A 23698-nucleotide genomic window follows, 5' to 3' on the forward strand; every position below is an offset into this window, starting at 1 on the left:
GATGATTAAGAGCGCCTATCAAAACCTCAGGTTGGGGGCGCAAGGTGAGGCATGGCCACCTCCCTGGTCAGCGACGAGTTGTGGCAGCTGATTCAGCCACTGCTCCCACCCGAAACACCCAGACCCAGAGGCGGCCGACCCCGGGTGCCTGACCGAGCCGCACTGGAAGGCATCCTCTACTTGCTCAAGACCGGCATCGGCTGGGAACACCTCCCCCGTGAGCTCGGGTATGGCAGCGGCATGACCTGCTGGCGACGGCTGCGGGACTGGCACGCGGCGGGTGTCTTCACCCGCCTGCACCAGGTGCTCCTTGACCGGATGGCGCAGGCGGATCACCTCGACTGGTCACGGGCGTGTGTGGACAGCACGAGCATCCCCGCCGCCCGGGGGGGGCCCAGACCGGCCCGAACCCCACGGATCGCGGCCGGCCAGGCAGCAAACGTCATGTGATCGTCGATGGCCGCGGGACGCCGCTGGCGGTGCTGATCTCGCCAGCGAATCGGCATGACAGCATGCTGTTCGAAGCGCTGCTGGACGCGGTGCCGCCCATCCACAATGGGCGGCGTGGGCATCCTCGCACCCGCCCAGAGAGGCTTCATGCGGACAAGGCGTACGACATTCCCCGGTGCCGCCGGGCATGCCACAAACGTGGGATCAAAGTGCGAATTGCACGCCGGGGTCGAGAGTCGAGTGAGCGGTTGGGACGGCACCGCTGGGTGGTGGAGCGGACACTGGCATGGTTCAGCCGCTTCCGTCGGCTTCGGGTGCGGTACGAGGTGCGGGCGGACATCCACCTGGCGTTCACGCAGTTGGCCTGCTGCCTCATCACGTTCAAGCAGCACCAACGGTTTTGTTAGGCACTCTAAACCTTGAGGGCGACGGCTTGAAGGAAGACGTTAGGGTTCATCGGCGTCACCGGCAAGGATGTGCTTGAGCACCACATCGGTGTCTGCAGGGGCTTCCATGCCGAAGTCATGCGGGAGCGGCCGCCGGCATTGGGGCCTGACCTGCCGGACTCACACATTCAAGCCCGCGAGATGCAGTGCTGGGGCCGCTGTGACGCCTACTTTCGAGCCCCCCTGGTTCTGTCAGTAGCTTGCCCGGCACCATCGCGGGGTCGGCGTCCGGACGCTGCCCTCAGCCGACGCCGACAGGAGACTGCCTCTATGAAAAAACTTGTTGTCCTTGGTGCTTTTCTTGCTTCTGTGGCCAGTGCTTCCATTCCGAAGGACACCCTGGTGTTCATGTCCGCTGGCGACATTTCGACCCTGGACCCTGGCGCGACCTACGACGTGTTCTCTTCGGGTCTGGTCGACCAGATGTACGAAACGCTGCTGACCTACCGAGGGACCAGCATCAAGGACCTGGAGCCCCTGCTGGCGACCGGGTGGGCCGTCAGTAACGGCGGCAAGACCTACACCTTCGACCTGCGCAGGAACGTCATATTCCACAGCGGCGCCACCATGACCTGTGCCGACGCCGAGTACACCTTCGAACGCAATCTGGTGACCAACAGCGGCGCCTCAGGCAACTGGTTCCTGTCGGAGGCGCTGCTGGGGGGCGCCGCCAATGCCCATGACGACAAAAGCGTCACCTGGGCCAGGATTGACCGCTCTGTTGAATGCAACGCCAAGGGCCAACTGATCTTCACGCTGCCCAAGGTCGATCCCGCCTTTCTGGCGAAGCTGGCCTACTCCGGTCAGGCCATCGTTGAGAAGAAGTACACGGCCGGCCTGGGGGAATGGAGCGGCACCGAGCGGGACTGGAAAGCCTGGGTGGGGAAAGACCTGACCGGCAGCACTCTCAGCAAGAAGCCCAACGGCACCGGTCCGTACCGGCTGGTGCGGGCTGACGCCAATGTCCACCTGTTTGAGGCATGGAGCAAGTACTGGGGCCAGGCGCCTGCCATCCAGCATGTGATTCGCCAGAGGGTACCCGAACTGGCGACCCGCCAGCAGGCGTTCCTCCGGGGCGACGCGGACTTCATTGAGGGTGCTGGGCGCAGCGTGGATGAGGCGCAGGTCAAAGGCAAGCCGGGCGTGGCCTGGGTGGATAACCTGTCCAATGTGGGGGCCGCCGCCATCGTCATGAACCAGAACATTGCAAACCGGAACCTGCTGGGCAGTGGGAAGCTGGACGGCAAGGGCATTCCCGCGAACTTCTTCAGTGATGTCAACGTCCGCCGTGCGTTCAACGCGGCCTTCAATGCCCAGCAGTTCATCCGGGACGTGCAGGACGGCAAGGGTATAGACCGCACCATGCTGCTTCCAGAATCGTTCCCGGGGTATGACGCCGGCGTGGGCCAATACCGCTATGACGCGGCAGCGGCGACAGCCTTCTTCAAGAAAGCTTGGGGCGGCCAGGTCTGGAACAACGGCTTCACCTTGACCGCCAATTACCGTGCCGACACCCCGGCCGCTCAGGCCGCCATGGAACTCCTGAAGAAGAACGTGGAAGCGCTGAATCCCAAGTTCCGGGTCAACCTTCTGCCCAAGCCCTGGAGCGAACTGTTTGCCACGTCCACCCGGGGCGAGGAAGCCATGGTGCTGATTGGTTGGGCTCCCGACTACGCGGACGCCGACAACTTCCTGTACACCTTCTATGCCAGTGATGGCTTTTACAGCCCCAGCAGTCACTTTAAAGATGATCAGATCGACCTTTGGCTCAAGGCGGCGCGCGCCACGGTGAACACCGCCGAGCGCAACCGGCTCTACAGCCTGGTGGGCCGGCGGGCCTACGAGCAGGCGCCTTCAATCATTCTGCCGGCGCCGGTGGGCTACGCCTTTTACCGCAGCGAGGTTCAGGGATGGACGTTCAACCCCATGACGGCGCTGCTGTGGAAGCGGCTGAGCAAAACCTGATCAGCCCAGCAGGCCACCAGTACTCCTGGTCGGGGTCAGGAAAAGCCCCAGCAGGTAGGTGCCCGCGCCGCCCGCCTGATGGTGACGCTCGACCAGGGCCTGCAGCTCCTGATTGAAGGCGCGCGCCTGGGTGTAGTCCATCCGCACGGTCTGAAAGAGGCTGACGACAGCCGGGAATGGCTGGTCCGGGGCGGGCCAGGGTTCCCGGTTCTGGTCGGCGAAGGTGAACAGAAACCCGTCCGGCAGGTCTCCCGTCAGCATGCCGGCCACAGGCTGCGGATCATGTTCCAGGGCGTACTGGAATTCGGTCCGGAAGGTCTGCATGAACGGCTCCAGCCCTTCCCAGAGATAGGCGTCAAGTGGCACCAGGGTTCGGGGAATGAAAAAGCGCCGCGCCGGACACCTGTAGACTTGCACGCTGCGGCCTGGACGACGCACTTCGCGCAGGGGTAAGAGCAGCTGCAGGCGAAGCAGCCCCTTCACGCGGCGGTAGACGGTCTGAAGGGGCAGGTTGAGCTGGCGTGCGGCGGCCGCGACGGTATTGCCCTCCGGACTCATGAACAGGCGAAGCAACTGCACCTGTTCCAGCTGTCCCAAACAGCGCGCCACGTCCAACGAGGTGACCGTCACGACGTCGCTGGACGTGGGCAGCACAGAGGTCATGGCCCCATGTTACCCAGCAGCATGGCCAGCCAGTCCGAGTGAAGGTTCCCGGTCTGAGGCGGGATCTGCTCGCTGGTGAGCCCGCCGAGGGAAATCCGCTCCTTCTGGTGGGTTTTCCAGTTTCAGGAGCATGAACCCAGTGAGGCGCTTGACCTGGTCCAGGTCGCGGTGGGCCAGCCCCTCCCGCAATTCCAGGTGAGGAGAAAAGTGCAGGTCCGTCCTCAGGTTGTCGAGCGCATCCTGAACGCTCTCGACGTAATGGATGGGTCGAGGCGCCGCGGCACGTCCGGGAAGCGCTTGTTCAACCCTTGCGAATCGATACCGCAGATGCTCCGGCGGTACAGGTACGGCTCGGTCAGCTGCAAGACCTGGAGGAAGTCACCTTTGGACAGCCGCCCTTCCTGCCAGTCGCTGTCTGCCACCAATGGGGAAACGCCGGCTCAGGGCAGTCGATGGACGTCCCTGCCCGAGGTCGCCTCCGGCCCCCTTGCAGGTGTCCACACTCCTGGAAGAGCTGGCCCCTGCTCGGTCGCTGATTGGGGACAAACGTACGACTTGATGCCGGTTCAGGACACATGGCTGGCGCTTCTACCGCAGCTGGACATCTGGCGGCGCCGCGATTTGGGTTCCCTCACGCGTCACGGTTTCCTGGGTTGAATGACACTTACTCATTATTACGAGGTCAACCCGGTAAGCCAGGCCACACTAGACTCAACAGCGTCAAACCACCGTCCAAGGTGAGGGGAACGGCCGTTCCCCGCCGTGCATCAACTGCGCACAGCATCAGGAGCCAACCATGGGGAAGGCATGACGACCCTCGAAATCCGTGTGCTGGGACCGCCCACCCTGCACCTGAACGGCCAGGCGCTTACGGTCCGGTCCCAGAAGGCCCTGGCACTGATGTGCGTCCTGGCCCTGGACGGGCCGACCCTGCGCAGCACGCTCGCCACACTGCTGTGGCAACGCCAGCAGCGCCAGGCACTGCACAACGTGCGCAACGCCCTGCTCGCCCTGCGCCACGACCTCGGGGACGCCGCCCAGGTCCTCGAGGCAGACCGGCACGCCGTATGGCTGCGCGAAGGGTCGTTCACGTTGGACGCACACGCTCTCTCCGTCTGCTCTCCAGGGGAGCTCTGCCATCTCTGGCGCGGATCCTTTCTGCAGGGCTTGCAAGTGCGTGACAGCCCGCCTTTCGAGGAATGGGGCAGCCAATGGGAGGCACAACTGGTGGTGGGGTCGACCGACCGGGCCCTGACCCTCGCCGGGGAGGCCCTGGCGGGCGGGAACCTCCCACTCACGGAGCGACTGGCCCAGTTCATTCTGAAGCTCGATCCCCTGGCCGAACAGGCCGCAGCCCTGCTCGTGTACGCCCACCGTGAGACGGGACGCACGGACCTCGCACGTCAGGTCGAGACAGCCTTCACCCGCCGGTATCAAAGTGAACTGGGCGATGCTCCAGATCTGCGGTGGTCTCCAGTCGCCATTCCTGCCGATCCGCCGGCCGGGCAAGACCATTTGCCTCAGGTGCTGACCAGCTTCGTCGGTCGGAAGCGGGAGCGGGCGCACCTCCTCGCCCTGCTCGGCCAGCCCGGCCGGCGCCTGATCACCCTGCACGGGCTGGGCGGGGTCGGCAAGACCCGCCTCGCCCTGGAAGTCGCCCGGGACGCCGCTGACCGCTTCGACGCCTCGTTCTTCGTCCCGCTGGACGATCTCATGGACCCCGCCCGCATCCCGGTCAGGATCGCGCAGGTCACGGGCCTCCCCCTGAACAGTACGGGCGACCCGCTGGCGGACCTCGCAGCGGGCATCGGGAGGAACAAGTGGCTGCTGATTCTCGACAACTGCGAGCAGTTCGTGGGCAGCGCCGCGCTGTTCTCGAGGCTGCTGCTGGCCTGCCCGCACCTGACCCTGCTGGTCACGTCCCGGGAGGCGCTGCAGCTCAAGGCCGAGCACCTCGTCACCCTCACCGGCCTGCGCACCCACGGAGACGCCCTGCCCGAAGCGGCCCGGCTGTTCCTGGACCGCGCCAGGCAAGCAGGACGCATTGCCGAGGACGACCTGGATCTCCAACACGTTCAGCACGTATGCACGTCCACAGGCGGCCTGCCTCTGGCCGTGGAACTGCTCGCCAGTCTCGCCGGTCAGCACGGTTTGCCTGGGTTCGGCACTCGTCTTCACCACGCTGCCTTGACGCTGGAGAGCCCGTGGCAGGACGTGCGGGCCCGCCACCGGTCCGTGCAGGCAGCCTTCGAACACTCCTGGCTCCACCTCGATACCGAGGACCGGGGCAAGCTCGCGCGCCTGTCGGTCTTCGAAGGGGGCTTCACGCCGGAAGCCGCACTGGCGGTCACGCATGCCGGCCCGGCCCTGCTGCAGCGGTTCGTGGCCCGGTCCCTGCTCGAAGGGCCCCGGGCCGGGCGGTACCGGCTGCATCCCCTGCTGCACGAGTACCTCCGCGCCAAGCTCAGGGCGGTGCCCGGCGAGCCGGACGCCACCTGCCGAGCGCACGCCCGGTATTACCTGGCGCACATTCACGCCCGCAACACCGCGGCGAGCGGGGCCGCGTCCCCGGACCTCCTCGAGTTCGTCTGTGACGAGGAGAGCAACCTGCGCGCCCTGGTGGCGTTTTTGATGCATCAGGGTGAATTTGGGAAACTCGTGTCGCTGGCCGAACCGCTGATGTGGTTCTACCCGCTGCACGGCCGGATGCCAGAGGGGCTGCGCACCTTTGAGCACCTGGTACAGGAACTGCCTGTGGGAGATCCACAGGGGCAGCAGGCCCGCCGGGCGTTCCTGGCGAGTCACGGCCTGCTGTGCCTGTTCATCGGGCACCTGGACCGTGCCGTGGAGCTCCTGACGGCGGCGGTGGACACCGCTGAGGGAGACCCCCTGCAACTGAACCGGGCGCTGGACGGTCTCGGCCAGGCGCACTACCGGGCCGGGCAGTTCGGCCTGGCGGTCGAACCCCTGGCGAGGGCGGTGCAGCTGGCCCGGACCCTGAACGACCCGGTGCGGTTGCTGCGGACCCTGAACGATTACGCGCTCGCTTTGGCCCTGACCGACCAGCCCCACCAGGCAGAGGACGTGCACGCTGAAGCGCGGACCCTGCACACCACGGGTCAGGTGCCCCTTGGACTGGACATCGTCTGGCTGCACACGCACCACGGGCTGCTGGCCATGTTGCGCGAGCAGCCCGGTGAGGCCCTGGGTGCATGGAACGCGGCCATCGGTGCGGCGCAGGCCGTGAACACCCCCGGCCTGATCCCCGTTGTGCAGGCCCTCAAAGCCCTCGTGATGATCGACGATGGCCTGAATGGAGCTCCTCGACCGGAAGCCGCGTCCCAGGCCGACGCACTGTGTCGGGCGTTTCTGCCGGTGACCGAAGCGTCCGGGGAGCAGTTCGCACAGGCCCTTCTGCTCGTCCTGCAAGGACGCCTGGAGGCCTGGCGGGGCGACCTGCGTCTTGGCCTGCAGCGCGTCTGGGCGGGCCTCGGACGTGCGTGTGACACGCACAACGGCATGGTGGTGCAGCTGGCCCTGCCGGTCCTCATCTCTTTGCTCGCGCAGGCAGGACAGGCCGAGGAGGCTGGCCTCCTGATCGGGCGCGTCCTCCACGGGCCGGACACCACCGCTTGGCTCAGGACCCGCGCCCGTCGCTGCCAGGCTGGCCTGCGCCAGGCGGCTGGACAGCAGCCAGAGTCGCCGCAGGAGGCAGCCCTGGAGCTCAGGCAGGTGCTGGGCGCGCTCCGGTCAAGGGCCTGATCGCGCTCCTGAATGAGCGGCAGCGAGGAGGACCACCCGGCCCACGGCACGTGACGTGAGGCCCCCCGGCGGCTTCAAGGGGGCGTCAGCTGCACCCACTCGCCATCGGACACGACCTCGACCGTCCCGCCCTCGACGCGAATGGCCGTCTGGTCGTCCATGGCGTAACACGGCCCGGTCAGGTTCGCGGCCCACCGCTGCGCGGCCGGCAGGGTGTTCTCCGGCATCATCGGGTGATTCAGATGGGGAAAGACCGAGAAGTCCACCAGGCCCAGGGTGCGGTCATCTCCACCGGACGCCGGCCAGGATACGAACTCACGGCCGATGCGAGGGGTCATCACCATGCTGCCGGCGCTGACGCCCACCCACACCGTATCCACCAGTGACGGCAGGAGTTCGGTCAGCCCCGACTCCCGCATCCAGTGGGCGAGGAACATGGCGTCCCCACCGTCCACCAGCAGGGCGTCCGCCGCCTGCACCCACGGCACCCACCGCGCCCGGTCCATGCTGGGTAGCGCCGTGAGTTCCAGCAGGCCCAGCGACGCCCAGCCCAGGTCACACATCGGCGCGGGCGACTGCCCGGCCACGAACCGCCACGCGGATTCCGGCGTGCACCACGGGTGCCCGTACTCCGCCGTAGGAATGCACAGCGCCCTGGCTTCCGAGATGGGCTTGCCGAGCAGCTCGGTCAGGGCCGTGTGAATGCGGGCATTGGTGACGCCTCCGGATGTGAGCAGCAGTTTCATGGGGCCTCCTGACTCAGGGTAACGGGCACGCTCAACCAGGAACGCCCACGCGCGCCTCACGCCGGTGGCAGACACCAGGGCCCGCATCCGATCGGATGCGGGCCGAAATGAACTGCGCAGTGGGAAGGCACGCAGCGTTCAGCGCGCGGATTCCGCCCCAGTACGCGGCCTAGCGGTTTTTGGGGAGGCGAAGTTCGAGGTACATGTTGGGCCGCACCGCCTGGTAATCCCAGGTGAAGCCCCCGGTGTAACTCATGCCCCACTCGTACGTCTCCATGCCCCCGATCCGCCGGCGCAACTCCACCGGCTGACCGTTCATGCTGGCCGTCACGGTGTACGTCCCCCACATCACGTTCGCCGCCACCCACCCCGACCCGCTCATCACCAGGCGCGTCTTGATCACCGAGCCGGTCGTGCCGTCCGCCAGCTTCCCGACGGGCGTCAGGGTCAGTTCCACCTGCGCGGGATCCACGTCGAAGTTCCCGGCCTCGCGCTCCACGAACACGCAGCCCAGACTGCCGTACGGATCCTGCCGGCTGACGGGTTTGGGTTTGAAGACGAAGTTCCGCACGCCGCCCACCCCGCCCGGCACGACCTGCGGGTCCTCGGGAAGGAGGGAGACGTTGATGGTGGAGCCGTCGTAGCGCAGCGGGAGGGTGGCGGTGACGTTGAAGGTGACGGGAGCGTTGCGCACGTCGATGCGGTAGTTGCCCTGGGCGTCGGTGTGGGTGATGAGGTTGCTGTCGTAGGCGGCGGTGTTGTCGGCGACGACCTCGACGCCGGGGAGCGGCACGCCCTGCTCGTTCACCACCCGCCCCGTGATGTACCCACGCTGCGCGGTGGCGGACGTGGACGGTTTCGCCGGGGCAGGGGGGGTGCTGGGCTTGGCTGGGGCGGAACTGGTGGTCTTGGCCGGAGGTGTGGACGCGGAGGCGGGCTTCTTGACCTCCACGAGTTCGAGTTTGACGTTGGTGGTGCCGACCTTGACCGAGGTGGTGGGTTGGTCGGCCAGGAGGGCGCGGTCCACCCAGTCTCCGGGGCTGATGTCCTCGTCGCCGTCGTTGTCCTGAATGGCGTAGATGGCGTAGGGAACGGTGCCGAGGTCCTTGATGGTGAAGTCCGCTTTGGATTTGGTGCTGCTGATCACGACGCCGCGGACGTCGTCGGAGTCGCAGTCGCCTTTGGGGCAGGCGATGACGACGGTGCCTTTCAGCGAGTGCCCGCCTGTGGCGGTCACCGTTCCGCTGATGGTGCGGGGCGCGGCGGGGGCGGCCAGGGCCACGAGGGTGAGGTTCAGGCTGATCAGCGCGGTCACGGTTCGGATCGTGGTGTTCATGGTGGTCTCCGGTGCCTTGAGGCGTGTCCGGAGCGTAGGAGGCGGGCGGTGGCTGGCCCGTGACACGTGGAGTGCCTCCCACGCTCGTGCGGATGGTGGGCCGCGGCCTTGCGGGCCTACCACCGCTGCAAACAGGTCCTGCATCAGGAGCTCGGCGCCGACCCCTCGCCCGACACCCAGCAGCTCGCCCGGGCCATTGACCAGGGCACCCTGGAGCGCACGGCCGCCCGGCCGCAGGCGCGAATTCCCCTGAGCGTGCTGCGCCCCCCGACGCTGGTGGGCCGCGCGGCCGTGTGGGCGCAGATGGAAGACGCCTGGGCGCAGGGGCTGGGCATCATGATCGAGGGGGACCCGGGCTCCGGCAAGTCGCGCCTGGCGCAGGACTTCCTGCGCTCCCGGGGCGATCACCAGATCCTCTACTTCCAGGGCCGCCCGGGGGACGCCGACGTGCCGTACGCCACCCACGCCCGCAACTACCGCCAGACGCTCGCCGCCAACCCGGACCTCCCGCTGCCGGCGTGGGTGGTGCGTGAACTTGCGCGCATGCTGCCCGAACTCGGCGAGGCGCCGCCGCCCATGACGACCGAGGCGGACAAACGCCGGTTTTACGAGGCGAAGTACGAGGTGGTGCGGCTCGTGGCGGAGCGCGGCCCGGTGATCATCTGCACGGACGACGTGCAGTTCATGGACGAACCGAGCATCGAGGCGGGCGCGTACGTGGGATCTCGGTTCTGGGGGGACACGAACACCATGCTGCGCTGCCTGTACTGCCACCGCACCGGCGCCCTGCCGCCCTACTCGGCGGCGCTGCTCGACTCCATGTACGCGGCCGGGGTGGTCGTGCCCATTCATCTGCCCCCGCTGGAGGAACCGGCCGTGCGCGAGCTGCTCGCGGAACTCGGCCTGCAGGGCGGCGACGGGGTCGTGAGTCAGGTGGCCCGGGCCACGCAGGGCAACGTGCAGTTCGTGCTCGAGACGGTCAAGGCCATGTACGAGCGCGGCGGTGACGTCCAGCCACCCGCCGGGGCGAAATCCGGCATTGCCGAGATGATCGGGGAGCGCCTCCCCCGGCTCTCCCCGGGCGCCCTGCAGGCCGCTCGGGCCGCCGCGGTTCTCAGGCGCGACTTCACCCTTGAACTCGTCACGCAGACCCTCGGCACCGGCCTGCTGGACACCGTCACCGCCTGGGAGGAACTGGAAGCGGCGCAGGTCGTCGCCGGCGAGGCGTTCAGCCACGACCTGGTGCTGGAAACGGTCCTGGCCGGAACGCCCCCCACCATCCGCCGGGCCCTGCACCGCAGCGCCGCCCGCGTCCTCGCGTCGGCCGGCGCCCACCCGGCCCGCGTGGCCGCTCACTGGGAAGACGGCGAAGACCAGCGCCAGGCCGCCCCGTGGCTGCTGAGGGCCGCACAGGCCGCGGCGGACAGCCTGCGCCTGACCGAGGCGCGCGAGCTCTACGTCCGTGCCGAGGCCGCCTGCACGCAGACCGGCGAGGCGGCCATGGCCGCCACCTGCCCGCAGGCGCTGCAGGACCTCGCCGCCCGGACCGTTCCGGCCTCCTGAAGACCCGTCATGCCCCAATCACTGTGCCGGACCTAACCTCAGGCACCACCGAGCCGTGGTGAAGGGGGAAGGGATGGAACAGGACGACAACAGGCCGGTGCCGGACGAGGGGCGCGTGTACGTGCTGCGCGTGTGGCATGACACCCGGGAGGACGAGGCGTCCTGGCACGCCACCGTGCGCGAGGGCAGCCACGGTGCGCGGCGGTCGTTCGCGAGCGTGGACGCCTGCATCGAGCATCTCTACGGGGAATTGCTGAGGCGCCCCCCGCGCTGAGGGCGCGGGTCCGCCGGAGGGTCCGGCGCGTGCGGGTCGCCGGCCAGGCCCACCATGACGCGGTAGGCATGACGGCCCGGCCGGGCGCGGTACCGGTCCAGCACCGCGGCCAGTTCCGCCTGCAGGGCGCGGGCGTCGCGTTCGTCCAGGTGCAGCACCCCGCCGTGCAGCAGCCCCACCGGGGCGTCCGCGTCGCCAGGGGTGCAGTGGTAGGTGGCGCTGCGGGCGGGCGTGAGCTCGAACTGCCCGTCACGCACGCCGAAGTGAATGCCCCACTCGCCGCCCAGGGTCTCCCCGGTCTGCGCGTACGCGCGGCGCAGGCGGGCCATGTCAGGCGCGTGAACCGCTTCGACCAGCGCCAGCAGGTCCTCCGGGCGGGCCGCGTGATGGGGCATGAAAAAGGCGTCCGCGACCGCGCGGTACAGGACCCGCGTGCCGCGCACGTGCCGTTGCGCTCCCGTGACCTGCAGCAGGCCCAGCGCCTGCCAGCGCTGCACCCGGCGCAGCGTTGTGTTCGGGTCCTCCCCGGCCGCCCGCGCGGCCTGCGTCACGGCGGCGTCCTGCCCCACGAACGGCAGGAAACTGCGGCGCTGCCGGGCGTCGAGCAGCACGGCCGCCTGCGCCGGGTCCTGCAGCACAAAGGGTGAATCGGCGGCTGGCGGTTCACGCGTCACGCCCGCCACGATAACGGCATGCTTCAGATCACGAACGACGTCACGCTCCTGCCGCTGCTGGGCACCATGGTGAACGCCTACCTGATCGGCGACGTGCTCATCGACGCCGGCATCCGGCAGTCCGCAGGGCCGCTCCAGCGCATGCTGCGCGGACACCACCTGTCGGCGCACGCCCTCACGCACGCCCACCCGGACCACCAGGGCGCCTCGCACGCCGTGTGTACCGCGCGGCAGGTGCCGCTGTGGACCAGCGCCGCGGAAGCCGGCGCCATGGAAGCTGGCACGCTGCGGCGCGCCATGCCCCGCAACGCGGTGGTCGCCGCCGAGGACCAGGTGCTGACCGGCCCCGCGCACCCGGTCGCGCGGCACCTGCGTGAAGGAGACGACGTGTACGGCTTCGAGGTGCTCGAAACCCCTGGCCACGCGCCCGGGCACCTGTGCTTCTGGCGGGAGCGGGACCGGCTGCTGATCGCCGGGGATGTGCTCGTGAACGTGCGCCTGCCGACGCCCCTGACCGCGCTGGGCGAACCGCCGCGGATGTTCACCGCGGACCCCGAACGCAACCGCACGTCCATCCGGCGCCTCGCGGCCCTGGATCCCCTCACGGTCCTGTTCGGGCACGGCCCGCCCCTGCGGGACCCCGACCTGCTGCACGCCTTCGTGGCGCGGCTGCCCGGCAGCTGACTGGACCGGGGGGAGCCTGGCGGCCCGCGTACCATTCTCCAGCCATCCTGGTTCCGGCACAGTGGCCGGGAACTGGACGCGCCCCTGTTTCGCGCGTCCGGGAAGGACCTGAACCATGACGCACCCTGCCCGTTTCCTGCTGCCCGCCCTGCTGCTGACCCTCCCGTCCGCTCCCGCGTCCGCCGCCGTACCGGCCAGCCTCTCCGGCGAGTGGTTCAGCGGCCCGCAGTACGCCGCGGCCGTGTACACCACCGAGTTCGGCGCGGCGAACGCCGACGCCCGCCGCCTGCTGCTGAACAAGGACGGCACGTACGTGTACACCGAATTCGAATCCACGCAGTACCCCAGCTCTTTCGGCACGACCGGGTACCCGATCACCTGTCAGATGATGGACGTCACCGTGGAGCGCGGAACGTTCACGGTGCAGGGCGGCAATATCACGTTCAAGGCAGCCAAGGTCGACCGCGTCGGCGCCTACTCCCCGGACCGGCTGAACAACGGCTGCAAGCGCAACGCCGGAACCCGGTCCTCCAAGGCCGGAAGCGGCGCCGACACCCTCGTCTGGTCGGTTGCCTCCGGGAAACTCACGGTCAAGGCCGGCAAGGACGCCGCCCTCTACGTGCGCCGCACCCCGGCCTCGCCCCCCGCGCCCGCCGCGTCCACGGTGTCGCCGGAACTCGGCGGAGAGTGGCACAGCGGCCGCATCTCCCCGATCGAGTACTACAACACTGCCACGGGCAAATGGGCCGAGGCGAGCGGCACGAGCGTCATCCTGAAGTTCGGGCCGAACTTCACGTACGAACGCACCGGGCTGATGGTCGTCACCACGTACGGCTGCACGTCCAAGCTGCTGGTGCAGGAAAAGGGCAAGGTCGCCCAGAACGGCAACACCCTGACCTTCACCCCGTCCAGCAGTGCCGCCACCGGCTACACCTGCAGCCCCAGCAAGATGTCCACCGCGAAAAACCACGTCAAACCGTACAGCGAGCAGTACCAGGTGCGCACCGAACCGAACGGGCAGCGCGTGCTCAGCCTCAGCCGTAGCGGCGCACAGACACTGTTCAACCGCCCCCTGGGCAGCAAGCCCGAGGGCGCCGTGACGCCCCGCGGCGGCGTGGTGACGCCGCCCCCGCCCGCCTCGGGCAGTCCTGGCGCGCCCACCGCCAGTCCGGTGATGCCCGCGGCCCCTGCCCGCTGGACGGCGACGGGACGCTGGGACGCGGTGATCACCGTGAACGGCCGGACCATCCAGGTGCGCCTGAACCTGCAGGACGACTCGCCCCGCATCCTGGGGTACGGGGACGACCCGGTGGAGTACGCCAACGGCAACAGCCAGACCGGCGCCCTGGACGTCGGCCTGGATCTGGGAGGGGACACCATGGAGCTCAAGGTGCAGGGCCGCTTCGACGGGGACCGCTACCAGGGCACCGTCCGCTGGACGAACTACGAAGGGGAGGACCTCGGGCGCGGCACCCTGACCATGACCCGGCAGCCCTGACCGGGCCAGCACGCGAGAAGCCAACCCCCGCCTCAGCACTGGAGGCGGGGGTGAGGTGATGTCTGTGGGGCGTGGGCGGCGGCTGGAGGCCGGCTCAACCCAGCTCTGGGGCACGCGCGGCGCGGCGGGCGAACCGGGCCTCCAGGGCCACGTACAGCAGCCCGCCCAGGACGCCCAGCACCGACCACGGCAGGTTCGTGGTGCTCCAGACCAGGGCCCCCCCGCCGAGCGCGCCGACCAGCCACTGCAGGCCGGGCCGGACGGTGCCCGCCCAGGCGGCCAGGGGCGCGACCAGAAGCCCGAACAGCACGGCGCCCGGTGACCCGAACGCCAGCGTGACCATGAACACGCCCGTCCAGGCGTACGGGGCGTCCGTCCAGGCCTGGGCGCGGTCCAGGACCAGCCACGCGGCGACCAGCAGAGTGGCCGTGCCCAGGGCCATCAGGACGGCGGTGAGGAGGGCCAGCCCCAGCCGGCGCAGGCCCATGGTCAGGGCGCGCCGCGCCCATGGGGTGGCCCCCGGCGTCATGCGGGCCCGCACGCCACGCCCGTGGCCCCCGGTACGCGGTGGACGGCCGCGCCCGACGTGGCGTCCTTCACCAGCAGGGTGTGGGCGGCGGCGGGCGGCGTGAAGCTGTTCTGCGGACCCAGGTCAGCCGGGCGGGGGTACGCCACGCTCAGGGCGACGTGCCGCGAGTCCGCCAGCCAGCAGGCGCTGTCAAGCACGGGGAGGGTGCCCGTCGGGGCGCCAGTGGCGACGAGCTCCCGCCGGGTCTTGCGGTCCAGGTCTGCCACCATCACCGACACGCTGACCCGGGCACTGCTCTCCCCTCGATGCAGAAGGATCAGCAGCCGCCGCCCGTCGGGGGAGGGCAGGACCTCCTGCACGCTGCCGCTGAACACGCCCAGCCAGCCCAGGGCCTGCAGGCGGACCTCGTCCACGTCCACCTGGAAGATCACCGCGCTGGTCCGGCCGGCGCTGCCGACGCCGTACCCGGCGTTCGAGGCGAAGAACCCCCGCTGGCCGCCGCGCGTGACCTGCGGGGTGGTGACGGTCCAGTTCCGGCCTTCGGCCTGCTGGCGTGGGTCGAGGTCCCGCACGAAGGCGCGGATCTCCGGTTGGGGCGCGGCCTTGAGCGCGCGTATCAGGTTGTCCGGGAGGCGGCGGCTGAACACCTCGGTGCCGGGCCGCGCGCCGGGGCCGTACAGCAGCACGCCCACGTCGTCCGGTGAGCGGATGGACCCCAGGGCCGCGGTGACGTCCCCGTCCGCGGAACTGCTCTGAAACCCGGCGGCCACGCCGGGGCTGAAGGTGCTGCGCGTGGCCAGGTTCCAGCCCACGGTGCCGTCGTCACCGCCTGCGATCAGCGTCTGCCCGCCGCTCCAGCGCAGCCAGCGCGCCCGCAGGCCCGTGGCGGCTTTGCCGGGTACCAGCGCCGACAGCGGCTCACTCCGGGTGTAGGGCGCCCGACTCAGCCAGGGCCGCAGAACGGGCACGCTCGGCGCGTGGAGTTTCACGCCGGCCGGCCCGGTCAGGAACGCCAGTGTGCCTCCCGGGGAGAAGCTGAGCAGCGCCGCGCCCTGGGCGTTCGGTACCGGGCGCGCAGTGAACCCGGGCGGCCGCACCACCCAGGCCGCGCCGCCTTTCAGGTACGCGAAGGCGCCCGGGGCGGCCAGGGCGGCCGAACTGGCTGCCAGCAGCGTCAGGGTCAGGCCCAGGCGCCGCGCGGTCATGGCAGCCACACGCACGGGACCGGCCCCTGCGGCCAGGGGCCCGAGCCGCCCCCGGACTTGCGGACAGGCGAAGGAAACTCCGCCCCCGGCGCGTGACCGGCCGGCCGGTCTGGCTGCGGTCCGGTCTGGCGGCCGGAGAAGGGGGGAGGGCAGGGGGTGTTCCGCGGGGCGCTCAAGGTCATGCCGGCAGGGTAGGCGGAGCAGGATGGTCGCAGCATGACGCGGCCCCCCGCGGTCCCGCCGGTGCGGCCAGGAGCGCCCCGGGACTGGAGGTGGTGCGCCCGGGGCAGGCGAGGAGCGCCGGGGCTCCGGCGCGCTGGCCCGCGTTCTGGGGTGAGGGGCGGATCGGCAACATCCTCCAGCCACCGGCCGCCCCTACCGTTCTGGCATCAAGGCCGGCACCGAACTGGCCCCTGGAGGAACCATCATGCGAACCCAAGTGATCCTGTCCGCCCTGACCCTCGCCCTGTCCACCGCCGCCCTCGCTGGTCCCGCGGCCACCAAGCCCGCCCAGCCCGTCGTGATGGGCACCACCCAGCTGGCCGGGCAGACCGCCAAGCTCGGGCAGGCCCTCACCGTCGGCAAGCAGAGCCCGCTGAACTTCACTCTGCTCAGCGCCTCCTACAGCACGGGCCGGGTGTTGATCGGCACGACGCTGCTCACGCCGAAAGCCGAGGAGAAACTCCTCGTCCTGCGCTTCACCGCCCACAACCCCACAAAGCAGGACATCAACCTGTCCGGCCTGACCCTCACGGCCGTGGACGCCAAGGACGTCAACCACGTCAGCTATAGCGCGTTCGTGCGTGCCGGCACGACCGAGGAGTACCGGGCGAACCTGAAGCCCGCGCAGAAGGTGGAGATCGTGTCCGTCGTCCGGGTGCCTGCCAGCGGCGTCATTCCCAAACTCATCGTGCAGCGCGGCGACGGTCCGGTCCTGCGCTACGACCTGCGCGGCGTCGCCAAGGCCGTCCCGGCGCCCTTCGCCGATCCCCGCGACGCCAGTGGCGCCACCGCACTGGCAGACGCCCCCGCGAAGCTCGGCAGCACCTACGCCATGGGCCGGTACGACATGACCTTCAAGGCTGTCACCTTCTCCAAGGACGAGATGCTCGGGCGCGCTGCCCCGGCCGGCAAACGCTACGTCCTGGTGGACGTCACCATGAAAAACGCCGGCCTTGACGCCGACAGCCCCTCGCACTACACCTTCGGGACCGAACTGGTGGACGCGGACGGCGAACCGGTCGAGTTCTGGGTGCTCGCCAAGGGCAGCCGCCCTGAGGAGGCCATCAACCGCGCCGTGAAACCCGGCGAGGAGTACAACGTGCGCCTCGTGTTCGTCGCCCCCGACGGCGTGGGCCTCGGAAAACTGACCGTGCGGGAGCAGGGCGGGCACGGCGTGGTCTTCGATGTCAGCAGCGTGAAGTAGCCGGCCCCTCCGGGTTGCGCGGGACCGCCTTCACCTGATGGGCGGTCCCGCGGCCGCCTTGCCTCAGGCCAGGACGATCTGCGCCCCGCGGCGGCCGGGCCCCCTGGTAGGGTCAGGTATGCGCCCCTGGACGACGGCCCTTCCTCTCCTGCTTCTCTCCGCCGCCGTGGCTCAGCCCGCCGAGACGCTTACCCCGGAAGCCGCCCTGACGCGTCTGCTCTCGGCCGCCGCACCCCGCGCGGAGTGGTTCGCGCCCGAATTCCTCGCGCAGGCGCCCCTCGACCTGGTGGCCGCTCAGCTGACGGGCATCCGGCAGGCGTACGGCGCTTTCCTCCGGCTGGACGCCCTGCAGGGCCGCCCGCTGGCGGTGTACGAGCGCGGCACGCTGATCGTCACGACCGCGGCCGTGGATGATCAGGGGCGTCTCACGACGTTCGGCGCGGTGCCCGGCCCGGCCCCGCAGGCGACCGGCCCGGCCGCGCCAGCCGCCGAGGTGGAGGCCGTCACGCAGGTCCTCACGCGGGTGTTCCAGCCGGCCACGGTGGACGCTGCCCTCTTCGCGCCCTCCTTCCTGGCGGCTGTCCCTGCCGCGCAACTGCAGGCGGACGTGGCCGCGATGCGCGCTCAGTTCGGTGGGTTCGTCCGGGTCGACCTGACCGGCACGCGGCCCCAGGTGGTGTTCGAGCGCGGCGCGCTCACCGTCGGGGCGCTGCAACTCGACGAGCAGGGCCGTATCACCGCCTTGCAGGTGGCCCCGGCTGCCCCGGACGTGACGTTCGGGAGCCTGGACGAGGCCATGACCGCCTTCGGGGCCCTGCGGGGCCAGGTCAGCGTGCTGGTGCAGGATGTCCGCACCGGTCAGGCTGTGGCGGCGCTGCGCCCCGAGCGCTTCCTGGCAGTCGGCTCGACGTTCAAGCTCGCCATTCTCGCGGAGCTCGGCGCGCAGGTCGGCCGGGGCGAGCGCGCCTGGACCGACGAGGTCACCCTGACCGACGCGGACCGGAGCCTGCCCAGCGGCACGCTGCAAGACGCCCCGGCCGGCAGCCGCTACGCCCTGCAGGACCTCGCGACCCGCATGATCCGGGACAGCGACAACACCGCCACGGACCTGCTCTTGCGGGTGGTGGGACGCGCCCGCGTGGAGGCCCGGCTGGGACAGGCCGTCATGCCGAGTACCCGCGAGGCGTTCGCGCTGAAAAATCCCGCGAACGTGGACCTGCTGCGCGCCTACCGCAGCGCCGGCCTGGACGGCGCGGCCCGCCGTGCGGTGCTCGCGCGGGCGGCCACGGCGCCACTGCCGGGCGCGGCCCTGTTCACGCGCGGGCCGGTGGCCCGGGACGTGGAGTGGTTCGAGAGCGCCTCGAACCTGTGCCGCCTGATGCAGGAGGTGGCCGGCCTGCCCGCCACGCAGATCAACCCGGGCGTGGCGAACCCCGCGGACTTCCAGGCGGTGAGTTACAAAGGCGGCAGTGAACCCGGCGTGCTGAACCTGACCACGCAGGTCACCACCCGCGCGGGACGCACGTACTGCGTGAGCGCCACCTGGAATGACGCCAGGGCCCTGAACGACCAGCAGTTCATCGCTCTGTACGGCGGCGTGCTGGCGCTGCTGCGCTAGGGCGCAGTGCAGTTCAAAGCCCCACGGCTGAGGTGGGGCTGCCCGGCCGCCTTCACTCGGGCAGCCTGTGTTGTGGGGTGAGCACATGGTAGAGCCTGCTGGTCACAACCGCGTCCGCCTTTCGGCGGAGGGCCCCCGGCGATGCCCTGTGCGGGCTGGTCAGGGCGCCGGGTCGGCCGTGACCGGCGTGCGCGGGAACGCGACGCAGAACGTGGCGCCGCCGCCCGGCACCCCGTCGGCCCAGACCCGGCCGCCGTGGCGGTGCATGATCCGCTGCACGGTGGCCAGCCCCACCCCGGTGCCCTCGAACCCGTCGGCCGGGTTGAGCCGCTGGAACACCCCGAAGAGCTTGCCGGCCCAGCGGGGATCGAAGCCCACGCCGTTGTCGGCGACTTTCACGACGACCTCGGTGGAGGTCTGCTCAGCCTGCACTTCGATGCGGGCCTCGGCGCGGTCCCGGGTGTACTTCACGGCGTTTCCGACCAGGTTCTCGAACACCTGCCGGATCAGGCGTTCGTCGCCCTGAACGACCGGGAGCGCCCCGACCATCCACTGTACCTGCCGCGGCCCGATGTCCGGCGCCTGGCCCTCAATCACCTTCTGCATCAGGGGGCCCAGGTCCACGGGCCGGAAATCCAGGTCCATGCTGGTGACCCGTGCGAGATCCAGGAGGCCCTGGGTCAGCTCGTCCATGCGGCTGGCTGCCTCCTGGATCTGCTGGAGCAGCTGCAGGGCGCGGGGATCGGCATCCCCCAGGCGGCGCTGCAGCAGATCGGCGAAGCTGCGCACATGCCGGACCGGGGTGCGCAGGTCATGGGACGCCGTGTACGTGAAGGCCTCCATGTTGGCGTTGGCCATCGCCAGGGCCTGGGTGCGCTCCTCGACGCGGCGTTCGAGCTGGGCATTGAGGTCCGTGACGGCCTGCTGCGCCCGCCTTCGCTCCGCGAGTTCGTCCTGCAGGGTGGCGTAGAGGTGGGCGTTTTCCACGGCCAGCGCCGCACGGCGCGCCACGTCCTGCACCACCGCGAGGTCCGCCTCGCTGAACGTGCGGGTGGCGTCGCTGGTCGCCAGGCTCAGCACCCCGGCGGTGCGGCCGTGGGCGGTCAGGGGAACGTGCAGCATGGAGTGAATCTGCAGCGCCCGGACCGAACGGAGGTACGCTTCGTCCGCGCCCGCGGCACGCAGCAGCTCCTCGGTCACGGCCGGAACGAGTTGCGGCGTGCCGCTGCGGTAGACCTCGCCCAGGCCGCCTGAGGCCTCGATCACGACCGGGTAGTGGTCCGTGAACTGCCGGACCAGCGGCACGCGGGCCGGGTCCTCGTGCGCCACGGCCACCGGCACCAGCTGCGTCCCCCGGGGAAGGAACACGGCGCACCAGTCCGCCAGTCGGGGTACGGCCAGCCGCGTCAGGGCGTCCAGGGTGGCCTGCAGGTCCAGTGAGGTGGTCAGCGTCTGGGTCGCGGCGGCGAGAAAGGCGAACTGCTCCTGCAGCGCTTCGGCCTGCTCGCGGGCCCGACGTTCCTGGTGCAGCGCCCCGCTGCGCTGCAGGGCCTGCGCGCACTGCGCGGCCAGCACCCGCAGGAACACGCGTTCATACGCCGTGAACGAGCGGGCCTGCGCGAACGACAGGACCAGCACGCCCAGCGCCTCGTCCCCCACCACCAGGGGCAGGTCCACGACGCTGCCGTGAAAGTTCTGGATGTGCGGCACGAGGTCCGGGTAGTCCTGGCGGGCCTGCTCCAGGCTTTCGAGGAACAGCGCCTCCCGGCGGGTAAACGCGATCACGAAGGGAAACTGGGCGGTGAGGGGCACGGATTTCAGGAAGGCGACGGCTTCCGGTGCGTAGGCATACGACCCGGCGAAGGTGAGCTCCGTGCGGGACGGGGAGAGCAGGGACATGAAGCCCCCGTCGGCACCAATGGCCCGGATGCCCTCATGGATGACGGCGTGCGCGACGTCCTGCGGCCGGTCCGTCTGACCGAGGCGCTGGACGAACCGGAGCCAGTCCTGAATCTTCTCCTCGGTGCTGAGCGGCATGGACCCGCCCATTGTGGCAGATCCGGTGCCGACATGCCCGGCCACGCCAGCGCCCGGTGGTGTTTCCTCACCGTCCGGGATCTGGGCGCGACCTCCCGCGCTTACAGCGAGAGGCGCAGGGCCAGGGCGGCGAGAGTGACCAGCAGCACGGGCAGGGTCAGCGCGATCCCGACCTTGAAGTACTGGCCCCACCCGATCCGGATGCCTTTGAGGCTGAGCACGTGCAGCCACAGCAGCGTGGCCAGACTGCCGATGGGCGTGATCTTCGGCCCCAGATCGTTGCCGACGACGTTGGCGTAGATCATGCCCTGCTTCACCAGACCGGTGGCGGCGCTGTCGTGGATGGCGATGTTGCCGATCAGGACGCTGGGCAGGTTATTCATCACGCTGGAGATCAGGGCCATGATGAAGCCGGTGCCGAGCGTCGCCGCCCACAGGCCGCCCTGGGCGAGGCGGTCCAGCAGGCCGGCGAGCAGATCGGTCAGCCCGGCGTTGCGCAGGCCGTACACGACCAGGTACATGCCCAGCGAGAAGATCACGATCTGCCACGGCGCGCCGCGCAGCACCTTGCGGGTGCTGATCACGTGCCCGCGGGCAGCGACGGCATACAGCAGCGCGGCACCGAGGACCGCGACCGCGCTGACGGGCACGCCCAGAGGTCCGGCGGCGAAGTAACCGACCAGCAGCAGCGCGAGGACCACCCAGCCGGTCTGAAACACCCGCCGGTCCCGAATGACGGTGTCCGGCGCGTCCAGTCTGGCCTGCTCGTACACGCGCGGCAGGTCCCGGCGGAAGTACAGATACAGCACGCCCAAACTGGCCAGGATGGCCGCGAGGTCCACGGGGACCATGACGCTGGCGTACTCTCCGAAGCTCAGGTCGAAGAAGTCCGCCGTGACGATGTTCACCAGGTTGCTGATCACCAGCGGCAGGCTGGAACTGTCCGCGATGAACCCGGTGGCCATGATGAACGCCAGCGTGGTCGCGGGGGAGAAGCCCAGAGCCACGAGCATCGCCAGAACGATCGGGGTGAGAATCAGCGCCCCGCCGTCATTGGCGAACAGGGCGCTGACGGCCGCGCCGAGCAGCACCACCAGCGCGAACAGCCGGTGGCCGCTCCCATCGCCCCAGCGGGCCACGTGCAGCGCCGCCCAGCGGAAGAACCCGGCCTCGTCGAGCAGCAGGGAGATGATGATCAGGGCGACGAAGGTGACGGTGGCGTTCCAGACGATGTCCCACACGACGGGCACGTCCGCGAGGCTCACCACACCGGTCAGCAGGGCCAGCAGGGCGCCCAGGCTGGCACTCCAGCCGATCCCGAGGCCCTCGGGCTGCCACTTCAGCTTGGGTTGCCAGACGACCAGGGTCAGGGTGAGCAGGAAGATCAGTGCGGCAAGGAGCATTTACTGGGCCGTGACCGCGGGGCTGTCTTCGTAGGTGGGGGGCACGGGGCGGCCTTCTTTGAGGGCCAGCGCGAAGGCGTCGAACTGTCCGCGCAGCTGGTCACGGACCTGGCGCCAGCGGTCGAGGCTGCCGCCCGAGGGATCCAGGAACGGGTAGTGTCGCCGTTCCGTCCTGCCGGGGTAGACCGGGCAGGCTTCGGCGGCGCTGTCGCAGACGGTGATGACGTAGTCGAAGTTCTGGGCGTCCGGGACGTCCCAAAGGGTCTTGCTGGTGTGGTGGTCGAGGTTCAGGCCCAGTTCGGCGATGACGGTTCTGGCACCGTCCTTGACCTGGGTGGCTTCGGTGCCGGCGGAGTGGACGTCGAGTTTGAGGTCGAGCCGCCGGGCGGCGTCGCGGAGAAGGGCTTCGGCCATCTGGGATCGGGCGCTGTTGTGCGTGCACAGGATCAGGACCCGGGTCGGATGAGGGGCAGGCATGCCCAGATCATATAGATACATCTTAATCTGTCAATCCGTCGGCCGCTGTAGGGCCCGGTCCTTCCCTCAGAAGTCAAGCGGAAGTTCCGTGCGGGGGAGGCGGGGACGATCAACAGACCTGATACACGCGTGCAATGTATGTCCGGAAGGTCCCTCTGTGCCGATGTCACCCTGAGCCAGGCCAAGACGAACCGTTGCTCGAGACAATGGTTGGTATTGACAACCATATGGCGTCGCTGTACGCTCTTGCCATGAACGTTGCTCAAGACAACGAAATCGGCGCGCCGCTTCAGACCGGCGATCTGCTGCGGACCATCACCCGCCTGTTCACCGAACTCCAGACGCTCAGCTTCGCCTGCTGTGACGTCCAGTCCGCCACGCAGTGCACCATCCTCACCACCCTCTCCCGCGAAGGCGACCAGACCCTCACCGCGCTGACCCGCCGCCTGAACCTCGACAAGGCCTGGCTCAGCCGCACCACCGACCAGATGGCCGAGGACGGCCTGCTCGTCAAGGCGCCTCACCCCAACGATCGGCGCGCGCTGCTGCTGCACCTCACCGACGCCGGCACCCAGGCCGCCCACGCCCTCGACACCCAGCTCAACGCCCAGGCGCAGCGCGTTCTGGACCGCCTGCCCGCCAGGGACCGCGCCCAGACCGTCCGGCTGCTCGAACACCTGCGCGCCGCGCTGGACGCCGAACTGCAGACCGAGACGTGCTGCACCCCCGCCCCGAGCGCCCCGCAGTAACCACAGGAGAACCCCATGAACCTGCACCAGCTTCACTTCACCGGCCTTGACCGCCACGCCGCCCTGCTCCGCGCCGCCGACGCCGCCCGCCTGGCCCACGCCACCCGTCCCCAGCCCGAGCGCCTGACCGGTTCGCCCTGGCGGCGCGCCCCGGCCGCCCCCGCCCCCACGCCCTGCCCCACCTGCTGAGGAG

General features: G+C 69.7%; 20 protein-coding genes. 11 read left to right on the forward strand and 9 right to left on the reverse strand.

The features are described from left to right. Positions 1-51: 51 nt before the first annotated feature. Both DFI_RS15555 and DFI_RS15560 read left to right on the forward strand, forming a co-directional pair. A protein-coding gene (locus DFI_RS15555; protein ID WP_118375838.1) for an IS5 family transposase occupies positions 52-857 on the forward strand; the annotation gives its coding sequence in 2 pieces (ribosomal slippage) (positions 52-394 and positions 394-857; 807 coding nt in all). Between the two features lie 309 nt (positions 858-1166). Continuing rightward, a complete protein-coding gene (locus tag DFI_RS15560) occupies positions 1167-2861 on the forward strand; it encodes an ABC transporter substrate-binding protein (RefSeq protein ID WP_027464262.1) in 1695 nt (564 codons plus the stop codon). On the opposite strand, the gene DFI_RS15565 is transcribed toward DFI_RS15560, so the two are convergent. Next, a complete protein-coding gene (locus tag DFI_RS15565; protein ID WP_051308317.1) occupies positions 2862-3524 on the reverse strand; it encodes a helix-turn-helix transcriptional regulator in 663 nt (220 codons plus the stop codon). It abuts the gene before it with no gap. Positions 3525-4331: 807 nt separating this feature from the next. Between DFI_RS15565 and DFI_RS15575 the strand changes: the two genes are divergently transcribed. Further along, on the forward strand, positions 4332-7286 hold the full coding sequence (locus DFI_RS15575) for an ATP-binding protein (protein WP_027464260.1): 2955 nt from the start codon (positions 4332-4334) through the stop codon (positions 7284-7286). Between the two features lie 74 nt (positions 7287-7360). Here DFI_RS15575 and DFI_RS15580 read toward each other — a convergent pair whose 3' ends face one another. Beyond that, entirely contained in the window at positions 7361-8032 is a 672-nt protein-coding gene (locus DFI_RS15580; RefSeq protein ID WP_027464259.1) for a Type 1 glutamine amidotransferase-like domain-containing protein, read from the reverse strand. A 169-nt stretch (positions 8033-8201) separates the two neighbouring features. Next, entirely contained in the window at positions 8202-9368 is a 1167-nt protein-coding gene (locus DFI_RS15585) for a carboxypeptidase-like regulatory domain-containing protein (RefSeq protein ID WP_027464258.1), read from the reverse strand. 66 nt (positions 9369-9434) lie between these two features. Between DFI_RS15585 and DFI_RS15590 the strand changes: the two genes are divergently transcribed. Both DFI_RS15590 and DFI_RS15595 read left to right on the forward strand, forming a co-directional pair. After that, the gene (locus tag DFI_RS15590) at positions 9435-10931 is read left to right on the forward strand and encodes an ATP-binding protein (protein WP_081426025.1); all 1497 of its coding nucleotides are present in this window, start codon (positions 9435-9437) and stop codon (positions 10929-10931) included. 73 nt (positions 10932-11004) lie between these two features. Beyond that, on the forward strand, positions 11005-11205 hold the full coding sequence (locus DFI_RS15595; protein ID WP_081426026.1) for a hypothetical protein: 201 nt from the start codon (positions 11005-11007) through the stop codon (positions 11203-11205). Here the strand turns inward: DFI_RS15595 and DFI_RS15600 are convergent. Continuing rightward, positions 11172-11879 (reverse strand): hypothetical protein, encoded by a 708-nt coding sequence (locus DFI_RS15600; RefSeq protein WP_155864611.1) that lies wholly within the window; start codon positions 11877-11879, stop codon positions 11172-11174. The genes DFI_RS15595 and DFI_RS15600 overlap by 34 nt on opposite strands. Positions 11880-11897: 18 nt before the next feature. On the opposite strand from DFI_RS15600, the gene DFI_RS15605 reads away from it, so the two are divergent. Together DFI_RS15605 and DFI_RS15610 are read left to right on the forward strand one after the other, a co-directional pair. Next, positions 11898-12563: an MBL fold metallo-hydrolase gene (locus tag DFI_RS15605; protein WP_027464256.1), complete on the forward strand. Its 666-nt coding sequence runs from the start codon at positions 11898-11900 to the stop codon at positions 12561-12563. Between the two features lie 115 nt (positions 12564-12678). Continuing rightward, positions 12679-14061, forward strand: a complete 1383-nt coding sequence (locus DFI_RS15610) for a hypothetical protein (protein WP_051308313.1) — start codon at positions 12679-12681, stop codon at positions 14059-14061. A 94-nt stretch (positions 14062-14155) separates the two neighbouring features. Here DFI_RS15610 and DFI_RS15615 read toward each other — a convergent pair whose 3' ends face one another. Together DFI_RS15615 and DFI_RS15620 are read right to left on the reverse strand one after the other, a co-directional pair. Then, positions 14156-14590, reverse strand: coding sequence for a hypothetical protein (locus DFI_RS15615; protein ID WP_155864610.1), 435 nt, complete (start codon positions 14588-14590; stop codon positions 14156-14158). Then, on the reverse strand, positions 14587-15795 hold the full coding sequence (locus DFI_RS15620) for a hypothetical protein (protein WP_027464254.1): 1209 nt from the start codon (positions 15793-15795) through the stop codon (positions 14587-14589). The genes DFI_RS15615 and DFI_RS15620 overlap by 4 nt, the downstream gene beginning before the upstream one ends. 427 nt (positions 15796-16222) lie before the next feature. On the opposite strand from DFI_RS15620, the gene DFI_RS20980 reads away from it, so the two are divergent. Both DFI_RS20980 and DFI_RS15630 read left to right on the forward strand, forming a co-directional pair. Further along, positions 16223-17221, forward strand: a complete 999-nt coding sequence (locus DFI_RS20980) for a DUF4352 domain-containing protein (protein ID WP_027464253.1) — start codon at positions 16223-16225, stop codon at positions 17219-17221. Positions 17222-17339: 118 nt separating this feature from the next. Continuing rightward, complete coding sequence (locus tag DFI_RS15630) at positions 17340-18839, forward strand: serine hydrolase (RefSeq protein ID WP_027464252.1); 1500 nt, start codon at positions 17340-17342, stop codon at positions 18837-18839. 159 nt (positions 18840-18998) lie between these two features. Here DFI_RS15630 and DFI_RS15635 read toward each other — a convergent pair whose 3' ends face one another. The 3 genes from DFI_RS15635 to DFI_RS15645 all read right to left on the reverse strand — a co-directional run bounded on the left by DFI_RS15635 (position 18999) and on the right by DFI_RS15645 (position 22756). After that, the gene (locus tag DFI_RS15635; protein WP_051308309.1) at positions 18999-20876 is read right to left on the reverse strand and encodes a GAF domain-containing protein; all 1878 of its coding nucleotides are present in this window, start codon (positions 20874-20876) and stop codon (positions 18999-19001) included. Between the two features lie 101 nt (positions 20877-20977). Then, complete coding sequence (locus DFI_RS15640; RefSeq protein ID WP_027464251.1) at positions 20978-22279, reverse strand: arsenic transporter; 1302 nt, start codon at positions 22277-22279, stop codon at positions 20978-20980. Beyond that, positions 22280-22756, reverse strand: a complete 477-nt coding sequence (locus DFI_RS15645) for an arsenate reductase ArsC (protein WP_043779650.1) — start codon at positions 22754-22756, stop codon at positions 22280-22282. A gap of 251 nt (positions 22757-23007) precedes the next feature. Between DFI_RS15645 and DFI_RS15650 the strand changes: the two genes are divergently transcribed. Continuing rightward, positions 23008-23505 (forward strand): MarR family winged helix-turn-helix transcriptional regulator, encoded by a 498-nt coding sequence (locus DFI_RS15650; protein ID WP_051308307.1) that lies wholly within the window; start codon positions 23008-23010, stop codon positions 23503-23505. Between the two features lie 15 nt (positions 23506-23520). Beyond that, positions 23521-23694 (forward strand): hypothetical protein, encoded by a 174-nt coding sequence (locus tag DFI_RS20320; protein WP_155864609.1) that lies wholly within the window; start codon positions 23521-23523, stop codon positions 23692-23694. The last annotated feature ends 4 nt before the right edge of the window (positions 23695-23698 follow it).

This window comes from Deinococcus ficus, from assembly GCF_003444775.1.
GTDB classification, from domain to species: Bacteria; Deinococcota; Deinococci; order Deinococcales; family Deinococcaceae; genus Deinococcus; species Deinococcus ficus.

Excerpts from the sequence above, each read along its gene's own strand:
- DFI_RS15565 (WP_051308317.1), bottom strand. The coding sequence starts at position 3,524 with ATGACCTCTGTGCTGCCCACGTCCAGCGACGTCGTGACGGTCACCTCG.
- DFI_RS15580 (WP_027464259.1), bottom strand. The coding sequence starts at position 8,032 with ATGAAACTGCTGCTCACATCCGGAGGCGTCACCAATGCCCGCATTCAC.
- DFI_RS15585 (WP_027464258.1), bottom strand. The coding sequence starts at position 9,368 with ATGAACACCACGATCCGAACCGTGACCGCGCTGATCAGCCTGAACCTC.
- DFI_RS15640 (WP_027464251.1), bottom strand. The coding sequence starts at position 22,279 with ATGCTCCTTGCCGCACTGATCTTCCTGCTCACCCTGACCCTGGTCGTC.
- DFI_RS15615 (WP_155864610.1), bottom strand. The coding sequence starts at position 14,590 with ATGACGCCGGGGGCCACCCCATGGGCGCGGCGCGCCCTGACCATGGGC.
- DFI_RS15620 (WP_027464254.1), bottom strand. The coding sequence starts at position 15,795 with ATGACCGCGCGGCGCCTGGGCCTGACCCTGACGCTGCTGGCAGCCAGT.
- DFI_RS15635 (WP_051308309.1), bottom strand. The coding sequence starts at position 20,876 with ATGCCGCTCAGCACCGAGGAGAAGATTCAGGACTGGCTCCGGTTCGTC.
- DFI_RS15630 (WP_027464252.1), top strand. The coding sequence starts at position 17,340 with ATGCGCCCCTGGACGACGGCCCTTCCTCTCCTGCTTCTCTCCGCCGCC.
- DFI_RS15575 (WP_027464260.1), top strand. The coding sequence starts at position 4,332 with ATGACGACCCTCGAAATCCGTGTGCTGGGACCGCCCACCCTGCACCTG.
- DFI_RS15650 (WP_051308307.1), top strand. The coding sequence starts at position 23,008 with ATGAACGTTGCTCAAGACAACGAAATCGGCGCGCCGCTTCAGACCGGC.
- DFI_RS15595 (WP_081426026.1), top strand. The coding sequence starts at position 11,005 with ATGGAACAGGACGACAACAGGCCGGTGCCGGACGAGGGGCGCGTGTAC.
- DFI_RS15560 (WP_027464262.1), top strand. The coding sequence starts at position 1,167 with ATGAAAAAACTTGTTGTCCTTGGTGCTTTTCTTGCTTCTGTGGCCAGT.
- DFI_RS15605 (WP_027464256.1), top strand. The coding sequence starts at position 11,898 with ATGCTTCAGATCACGAACGACGTCACGCTCCTGCCGCTGCTGGGCACC.
- DFI_RS15610 (WP_051308313.1), top strand. The coding sequence starts at position 12,679 with ATGACGCACCCTGCCCGTTTCCTGCTGCCCGCCCTGCTGCTGACCCTC.
- DFI_RS20320 (WP_155864609.1), top strand. The coding sequence starts at position 23,521 with ATGAACCTGCACCAGCTTCACTTCACCGGCCTTGACCGCCACGCCGCC.
- DFI_RS20980 (WP_027464253.1), top strand. The coding sequence starts at position 16,223 with ATGCGAACCCAAGTGATCCTGTCCGCCCTGACCCTCGCCCTGTCCACC.
- DFI_RS15645 (WP_043779650.1), bottom strand. The coding sequence starts at position 22,756 with ATGCCTGCCCCTCATCCGACCCGGGTCCTGATCCTGTGCACGCACAAC.